The organism is Planctomycetota bacterium, assembly GCA_038746835.1.
Taxonomy (GTDB): domain Bacteria; phylum Planctomycetota; class Phycisphaerae; order Tepidisphaerales; family Tepidisphaeraceae; genus JBCDKH01.
Window position 1 is genome coordinate 1 of record JBCDKH010000170.1, and the last position, 8,060, is coordinate 8,060.

Below are 8,060 nucleotides of genomic sequence, written 5' to 3' on the forward strand. Positions count from 1 at the left end.
AACGACCCGGCCGACGCGTTTCGCGGACAGATCCCGCAGTTCGACGCCATCCTCACCTACGGCGGAGGCCCGCCGGTAGTAGAGGCGTACGCAAAGCTCGGTGCCCGACGGTGCGTGCCGATCTACAACGCGTGCGATCCCGACACGCACCATGCGGTTGAGCTGGACGAGCGGTTCGCGTGCGACCTGGCGCTGCTCGCAAATCGGCTGCCGGATCGTGAAGCGCGGATCGACGCGTTCTTTTTCGAGGCCGCCCGTCTGCTGCCGGACAAGTCGTTCCTGCTCGGCGGCAACGGCTGGCATGACGCGGACTTGCCGGCCAACGTCCGGGCCATTGGTCACGTCGCGCCGCCGGACCACAACGCGTTCAACTGCACGCCTCGGGTCGTGCTGAACGTCAACCGCCAGAGCATGGCCCGCTACGGCTGGTCGCCCGCGACGCGCGTCTTCGAGGCCGCCGGTGCGGGTGCGTGCCTAGTCACGGACGCGTGGCGCGGCATCAACGAGTTCCTCGAACCCGATGCCGAAGTCCTCGTCGCCGACGACGGTGCGGCCGTCGCGGAACACCTTGCGTCGCTGACGGATGACGACGCCCGCCGCATCGGCAGCGCAGCGAAATCGAAGGTCCTCGCGTCGCACACCTATGAACACCGGGCCGAGCTCGCCGAATCGGAACTGCTCCGCGCGATGACTTGACCCTCACTCGAACAGCGGTGCGAAGTCGGTCGCCCATTGCTCCTCGGCGACGGCGCGGACGTCGGCGTAGCCGGCGTCGAGGCTCAGGGCGGTTTGCGAGGGGTCGATTCGCGTGTCGAGCGTGACATCCCGGGTGACGAACCGTCCGCCACGCTGGACGAAGAAGCGGAGCGTTTGCCCGCGCGGCTGTCCGCCAACCGACGTTCGGAGGCTGTTGAACTCGCGAAGCTCCGTCGTGCCGATGCCCCGTCCGTCGGCTCGAATCTGCGAGACCGCGGTGATGACGTCTCCGTCCTCAAAGACCTGCGACGCGACGAAACCCGGGATCAGTCGCGAGAAGATCACGCCCGGCATCACCTGCCGCGTCCAGCTCACGCGGGTCGAGCTGACGCCGAGAAAGCCGTAGGTCCCTGTGCCGGGCGTCAGGTCGTTCTGGCGTTGGAAAGCCTGCTTCTGGGCCTCGCCCTGACGACGCAGCGACTCGTCGCGAACGAACGCGTGCAGCACGACCGCCCGAATCGCCTCACGCGCCACTGACCGATCCGACGCCGACATCTCGGCAACGTCGTCGCGAAAACCCTCCAGCTCGGCGACGCCGATGGTGGCGTACAGCTGACGCCTGGCCTCATCGCGTTCGCGTCCGTCGAGGCTGGCGAGTTGTTCAACGACGGAAGCCTCCGCCGCCGTCGCGAGGCACAGCACGAGCATGAGCACGATCGCCCGCATTGCCAGACTGTACCGCGGCCGGCTCACGATGTTGCAGGTCGCTGTCGGGCGGGCACGTCTTCCGGCCGCGTCTTCCAGCGTCGGTGGAGCCAGAGATACTGGCCGGGCTCGCCGCGGATGGAGGTCTCGATGCCGCGCGTGTAGCGCTCGGTGATGTACCGCAGCGGATCGTGCTGGGCCTTCCAGTCTTGCGGGTGGATGACGTCGACCACGTCGGTCAGGAATCGCAGATCGTCCTTCACGCGCCGGCCGAAGCCGATGACGATCGGGACGTCGTACCGCATCGCCATGACGCCGATCGACTTGTACGTGCTGGCCTGCCGGCCGAAGAAGTCGACGAACATGCCGCGCTTCCCCGCGTCCTGGTCGGCCATGAATCCGACGGCCCCTTTGGCCTCGAGCACCGCGGGCAGCTCCGCGATTGCACCTTTCTTGTCGAGGATGCGCTGGCCCTTCTTCTCGCGGATGCCAAGGACGAGTTCGTAGAGGTACGGGTTGTCGAGCGGCCTTGCGACCGCGGAGGTGCCAAAGCCCATTTCGGCCAGCGTGTAGCCGAGCACTTCCCAATTGCCGTAGTGCCCGGAGACGAGCAGGACGCCGCGTTCCTGCTCGATGAGCAGTTTGAGCACCTCGCCCATGCGCGGGCCGAATTGGATGTGTCGGTGGAACCGGTTCCGTCGCACGTATCGCGGCGAGAGCAGGAACTCGATCGCGAGGAACGGGAACAGGCGGAAGCTCTCCCGCGTCAGCCGGTGGTGGAAGGCCGCGGATTTCTCGGGGAACGACGCCTCGACGTTGCCCCGCGATCGAACGCGGTGCCGGCCGTCGAGGCGATACATCAACTCCGCAAAGCCGGACGCGAGCGTCATCGACACCTCGATCGGCATCGCCTGAAACACCGTCGCGAGACCTTTGACCGCGAGGTAGACCGCGTACTGAGCCGCCTTGTTCGGCGGACGCTTTTTCTTGCGGCGTCGCTTGGCTCGGCGGGCTTCCTCCGCGTCGGTGGGCACGGAAGAAGGTAGCCGGCGTCAGTCGTGGTCGTCGGGCACGCCGATGCCGCAACCCATCATGCCATCGCCGTGCGCCGCCAGCGTCCGCGCGATGCCGTCGAAGTGGCCCCGACGCACTTCGTCCGGCAACAGCGCGGCGCAGGGCGTGTCAAACCTCGGCCTGGCGAACGGCAGATGCGTGTCGCCCCGCGCCAGGATGTGGCTGCCGTTGGTCGCTCCGCCGAGCGATTCGTCCCGGGCGATCGGCCCGCCTTCGGGGTCGTAGCCCCACTGCGTGATGCTGCGGGCGTTGCAGTAGTGCCCGACAAACGCCCGGCGATAACGGTCTTTGGTGATGTTGTCCTTGCTGCGGTGCAGGATGTGGCCGTTGAAGAAAACGACATCCCCCTTTTTGACGGACGCGAGCACCTGGTCGTAGCCGTCGGCGACGGGCGTCAGGTGGTTGTGGTCGTCCTGCGGGTCGCTGGCACCGTGAATGTGTGTCAGGTCCTCGATCAGTCGATCGCCGAAGCCGTAAGGCTTGGTCCCGTCGGCCACATTCGGGCAGGGCGGGTAGATCGGTTCGCGACCGCTGCCCTTGGCCAGCCAGAGGGCCCCGTTGAGCTCGTCCGCGTCGTCGATGGCCAGCCACGAGCCGATCAGCGTGTCGGGCTGCGTCGGGATGTAGTAGCTGTCCTGGTGCCAACCCTGGCCGACCTTGCCCGGCGGCTTGAGGAAGAGCATCGACTGCAGGGCCAGCACGTCAGGCCCGATGATCGCCTCCAGCACGTCGAGAATGCGCGGGTGCAGCAGAGTCTGCTCGTGCAACGCCAGCTGCCGATGCAGCATGTGGATCCGCAGGAACATCGCCGCCTTTTCCTCCGGCGTGGCATCTTCCGGCGGGCGAACGAGGTGCCGAGTGGTTTTGCCCTCGCCGCGGAGTCGCTCGCGGTAGTTCTCGTGCTTGACGTTGTCCGGATCGAACTCGTCCATCGCCTGCTGCTCGGGCAGGCGGCCCTGCATCAGGTCCATCGTGTGCTGGTCGAGCTCGTCGACGTCCTCGGGCGAGACGAGCCCACGCACGATGACGTAGCCCCACTGTCGAAAGTGCCGGTACTCGTCGGCCGAGACGCATCGCCGCTCGTACCTGCGATCGCCGCGTCGATGGAGAAAGTCTTCGCTGTCGACAACTTCGTCGTGAACGCGAAGGGCGGGAGAAGCCTGGCTGGTGGTGCTCATCGTGCCGGAATGATCGACGCTTCAGCCGCGTTCGGCCATGCTTCGGCTTGGGAAAAACATGTCCGTGATTGACCTCTCGAAACTCGCCTTCCAGTGGAGCGGCGAAAGTCGCGGAACGCCACCCTCGGCCATGTGGCGTCGATGAGCCGTCGGCGACATGCCGTAGGCCTTGGTGTACAGCCGCGAGAGGTGAAAGGGCGTCTTGAAACCGAGTCGCTGGGCGACTTGCTGGACGGTGAGGTTCGTCCGCTCGAACATCGCCGACGCCTCGTGCAGCCGGAGCAGCGTCGCCGTCTCCAGCGGTGCGTGGCCGACGTGCTTCTTGAACACCCGGCACAGGTAAGGCCCCGTCACGCCGGACGCTTCGACCAGCTCGTCGAACGTCAGCGGCTCGTCAGGTTGCTCGGCAATCGCTTGCTGGACGCGGGCCAGCGTCCGCTCGACGCACTCGGGCAACACCACCGGCGGCGGCTGGAGGACGTCGTGCTCGCCCGATGCGAAGGCGATCAGCATCGTCTTCACGACGCTCTCGGCCAGCTGTGCGTCGCCCCGGCCGAACCACGCGAGCACGTGCCGAAAGAGCCCACGCAACACGTCGCTCTCGCTCGGCCGACGCACTAGCGGAATCGTCTCGGCCGCCATCTTCAACCCGGCGGGCAAGCGATTGAAGTGAAAGTAGCCGTGACGCGTCTGGCGTTTGGCATCCCACTGAAACTCGTCGATCGTTCCCGGCACGCACACCACGACCGACCCCGGCGGAGCGGCGACCCACGTCGCGTCACGCCGGTAGCGACAGTCGCCCTCGATGATCCAGACGAACTCCCAGTCGCGCATCTTCCTCGGCCCAAACGTCGAGCCGGGCGGGTACCAGCTGACGGCGGCAGAGGTGAGGCGAAACGACGCGCGGCTCATGTCGCTCATTATCCGACACCGTCGACACGCGTGTCCACTCAGAAGGAGCGAGGCCCGGCCCGAGTGCAACCAGCGGGCGTGATCGGTGTGACGATGCCTGCCGGCGTCGCGGGCGAGTTCCGACATTGTCGATCGCCAGTTGCCGGCCGTAATCTCTGCCCAGCGGCTCGCGCATCTCGTGGCCGCACAATGGCTTTCACTTCAATCTCCAAGATATTCGCAACACCATGAGCATGCTTGTCTCTTCACCTCGTCCCGCGTCGCTTGGTCGGCGTGGCCTTCTGGCTTGCGCGGCAGCCGCCGCAGCGACGGTCGGCCTGTTCACGACGTCAGCCGATGCCGACGTGGCCGAGCAGATTCCGGCCGACGCCCTGTTTGCCATCAAGATCAACGGCGTCCAGGCCGTCGCCGACGACTTTTCTGCACTTGCCAAGGAGTGGGGACTCGATCAAATGGAGCCGGGATTCGGCGATCCGATCCAGAGCCTGAAGGACGAGGCCGATGGCAAGCTCGAGGGCATCGACTTCGACGGTGAAGTCGCGATCTACGCCCCCGCCAACGCCGACTTCGAGGGCACCGACCCGCCGTTCGTCTTCCTGGTCCCGGTCAGCGACGTCGAGGCTTTCACCGGCAACTTCGAAAACGTCCGCGAAGAGGACGGCGTCATGGTCGGCGAGTCCGAGGGTGACGACGTCTTCATGAAGCCGATGGGCGACTACATGGCCATGACGCCGTACGGCGAGCTGCTCACCATCGAAGGCGAGCTCGGCCTTGCTCTGGGTGGCCCGACGGGTTCGGCCCTCGCAGACGAGGACGTCACGCTCTACGCCAACTTCCCGGCGTTGGCCCCGCTGCTCGCGGCTGCCGTCGAAGAGGCTGGCGGCAAGGAGATGCTGCTCGAAGAGCTCGAAAACTGGTTCGAGAACGGCGACGTCCCCGAGGGCCTGCTCAAGTACAAGCCCGTCGCCCGCGCGGCGGTCAACCAGGCGTTCACCGTGCTCGAGAGCTTCCTTCGTGACGCCGAAGCCGCGACGGTCAGCGTCGACTTCAACCCCGACGCCGGCATCGTCACCAACGTCGTCGCCCAGTTCAAAGAGGACAGCTACCTCGGCGAGACGTTCGGCGACATGGAAGCAACCGACGGCTCGCTGCTGACGGGCCTGCCCGCATCGACGTACCTGCTCTTCGGCGGCAGCACGGCCGATCCGGAGCAGGGCATCAAGCTCTTCGAAGATGTCGTCGGCCCGGTCCTGGCCGAGCTGGACGAGGTCGGTGGCGTCGAGGGCATCGGTGCCTACGTCGATGAGATTCGCACGTTCATCAAGTCTCAGACCGGCAGCAAGTTCGGCCTCATGGCGCCGGACACCGCTGCGATCGGGCGCGCGCCGCTGATCCAGCAGGTCACCATTCAGGCCGGCGATGCGGAGAAGCTCATGGGCGCGACCCGCAACATGGCTGCGATGGGTCCGGAGCTGATGAAGGCTTTTGCGGCCGAAGCTGGTGAGGCTGGCGAGATGCCCGCGATGGACGTCACCTTCGAGGAGGGCGCGAAGACGGTTGATGGCGTCACCTTCGCCAAGGCAAGCACGCAGATGCCCAGCAATGATCCAATGGCCGCTATGTTCATGCAGCAGATTTTCGGGCCCGAGGGTCAGACGAGCTACATGGGCGTCGTCGATGACGAGACGTTCCTGAGCTACGGCGGCCTGAGCGACGAGATGGTCGCGTCGGTCATCAGCACCGTTCGCGAAGGTGCCTCGCCGCTGGATGCAGACGTGGACGGCCTGCTCGCCGAACTGCCGGGCGATCGCTCGGCCGTGGCATTCATCCAAGTCGCCGAGATTGCCCGCACGGGCCTCGGCGCCGCCCAGATGTTCGGGATGGCCCCGCCGGTCCAGATTCCGCAGAACCTCCCGCCCATCGGCATCGCCGTCGGCCCGGACGACGAAAGCCTGCGAATCGGCGTCATCGTGCCCAAGGACCTCGTCAGCGCGATGATCGTGACCACACTCCAAGTCCAACAGGGCATGGGTGGCGGTCCGAACCAGGGTCTGTAAGTCACGGTTCGATCACGAGAAAGCACGCCCCCGTCACGAGGAGTGACGGGGGCGTCTCTTGCTGTCTCTTTCCGTCATCCTGAGCGAGCGAAGCGAGCCGAAGGACCTCGTCTGATCATCGTGATGAAACCGCTACGAGGTCCCTCGGCTGCACTCGGGATGACGGAGTGTGCCTACGCCAGCGCCTGGACAAGGTCGCGCAAATCCCCGTTCTGCGGATCGTCGGGCCGCGAATCGAGGTAGTGCGTGAGCCAGCCCTTGGCCGGGCGTCCCTGACCGATGCGAGCCAGGACGAGGCCGAGATCGCGAGCGAGGTGCGCCTCTTCGGGCCAGAGCAGCAGTTCGAGCTCCAGGATCGCCGCGACATCCGCGTGGCGGCCGTCGGCGTCGAGGACTTGCAGCAGGTTCTGCATCAGACGCGTCACCCAGTGGCGATGGCTGACGGGACGCAACAGGTCGTCGTTGAAGGGCACGTCAGGTCCAGCACAGGCGGCGACGCGCTCGCGGGCGTCGTCGCGGTCCAGAATCCGGCCGCCGTCGAAACAGTCGACCAGCATCGCACCGCCGGCCTCCACGCCCGCGACGAAGTGCCCGGGAAGCCCGACGCCCCAGGACCGCAGGCCCAGGCGTGAGGCGACGAGCTTGTAGACCATCGCCAGCGTGATCGGCAAACCGCGACGCGTCGACAACGCCGCCGGGAGCGACGAGTTGTCGATGCGGTAGTAGTCGATGTCGTTGCCAGCGAACCCGGCGACGTCGAACAGGCTCCGGTGCAGGTGCGCGACGACGGCCTGCGGATTAGCGGCAGCGCGGCGACGGGCAGCGTCGATTCCGCCCAGCGGAGCGGCCGCCTCTTTGGCCAGCTGTTCGAGGGCCTTGAGGCAGTCCTGCGGCTCGACGTTCGGATCGAGCTGCAGAGCGACAGCACACGCCGCGGCAACGAGGCCGTCGGACGTGGCCAGACGCGGTTCCTTGTTCGACCGCCCGGCCACTTGAGCGGCCATGAGGTCAAAGGCGTCGGGCGAGCAGCAGGTCGGCGCGAACGGATGACCGGTGCGGTCGGATCGGCCACGGGCACGTTTGCCTTTGGACGAGGTCGCGGTGGGAGTGCGTTTGGCGGGCATGAGCCTGAGGTCGGGCACGGACGCGGATTGCCCGACGATCGGGCAACTCGCGTCATTGCTCGGCATCGGCATCTGGGCGTCTGACACTGCAACGAAGTCGACCGTTGACAAGAAGCCACTGAGTCAGATCGTGAGTCGGATGTGATCGGGTTGGAACGCGTGTGGTACGGAGTCTGAGATGAATCGGTACCTGCTCCCGACTCCTTGGTTGAGCATCGACAGCATCATGAAGCCGAGGGTTGTGGGGGGGGCAGACCCCCCCCCGGGGGGGGGCCCCCCCCCCACGCCGCCACCACCCCCGCCCCGCGGCGCAC

General features: G+C 66.4%; 7 protein-coding genes. 2 read left to right on the plus strand and 5 right to left on the minus strand.

Going from position 1 to position 8,060, the window contains the following annotated elements; all coding sequences use genetic code 11:
• The coding region (locus AAGI46_13780; protein MEM1013275.1) for a glycosyltransferase at window positions 1–696 on the plus strand (696 nt) is incomplete at its 5' end.
• Window positions 697–699: 3 nt separating this feature from the next.
• Here AAGI46_13780 and AAGI46_13785 read toward each other — a convergent pair.
• Genes AAGI46_13785 through AAGI46_13800 form a run of 4 tightly spaced genes read right to left on the minus strand, consistent with a single transcriptional unit; the run spans window position 700 to window position 4,565 of the window.
• Window positions 700–1,422 carry a hypothetical protein gene (locus AAGI46_13785; GenBank protein ID MEM1013276.1) on the minus strand — a complete coding sequence of 241 codons (723 nt, stop codon included), beginning with the start codon at window positions 1,420–1,422 and terminating at the stop codon, window positions 700–702.
• Window positions 1,423–1,445: 23 nt separating this feature from the next.
• Window positions 1,446–2,435, minus strand: a complete 990-nt coding sequence (locus AAGI46_13790; protein MEM1013277.1) for a hypothetical protein — start codon at window positions 2,433–2,435, stop codon at window positions 1,446–1,448.
• 18 nt (window positions 2,436–2,453) lie between these two features.
• Complete coding sequence (locus AAGI46_13795; protein ID MEM1013278.1) at window positions 2,454–3,653, minus strand: phytanoyl-CoA dioxygenase family protein; 1,200 nt, start codon at window positions 3,651–3,653, stop codon at window positions 2,454–2,456.
• 21 nt (window positions 3,654–3,674) lie between these two features.
• Complete coding sequence (locus AAGI46_13800) at window positions 3,675–4,565, minus strand: AraC family transcriptional regulator (protein MEM1013279.1); 891 nt, start codon at window positions 4,563–4,565, stop codon at window positions 3,675–3,677.
• Between the two features lie 227 nt (window positions 4,566–4,792).
• On the opposite strand from AAGI46_13800, the gene AAGI46_13805 reads away from it, so the two are divergent.
• Window positions 4,793–6,622: a hypothetical protein gene (locus tag AAGI46_13805; protein ID MEM1013280.1), complete on the plus strand. Its 1,830-nt coding sequence runs from the start codon at window positions 4,793–4,795 to the stop codon at window positions 6,620–6,622.
• A gap of 173 nt (window positions 6,623–6,795) precedes the next feature.
• On the opposite strand, the gene AAGI46_13810 is transcribed toward AAGI46_13805, so the two are convergent.
• A complete protein-coding gene (locus tag AAGI46_13810; GenBank protein ID MEM1013281.1) occupies window positions 6,796–7,746 on the minus strand; it encodes a transglutaminase-like domain-containing protein in 951 nt (316 codons plus the stop codon).
• Between the last annotated feature and the right edge of the window lie 314 nt (window positions 7,747–8,060).

Bases quoted from the DNA above. Each gene is read 5' to 3' on its own strand.
- AAGI46_13785 (MEM1013276.1), bottom strand. From the start codon at position 1,422: ATGCGGGCGATCGTGCTCATGCTCGTGCTGTGCCTCGCGACGGCGGCG.
- AAGI46_13795 (MEM1013278.1), bottom strand. From the start codon at position 3,653: ATGAGCACCACCAGCCAGGCTTCTCCCGCCCTTCGCGTTCACGACGAA.
- AAGI46_13800 (MEM1013279.1), bottom strand. From the start codon at position 4,565: ATGAGCCGCGCGTCGTTTCGCCTCACCTCTGCCGCCGTCAGCTGGTAC.
- AAGI46_13805 (MEM1013280.1), top strand. From the start codon at position 4,793: ATGAGCATGCTTGTCTCTTCACCTCGTCCCGCGTCGCTTGGTCGGCGT.
- AAGI46_13810 (MEM1013281.1), bottom strand. From the start codon at position 7,746: ATGCCCGCCAAACGCACTCCCACCGCGACCTCGTCCAAAGGCAAACGT.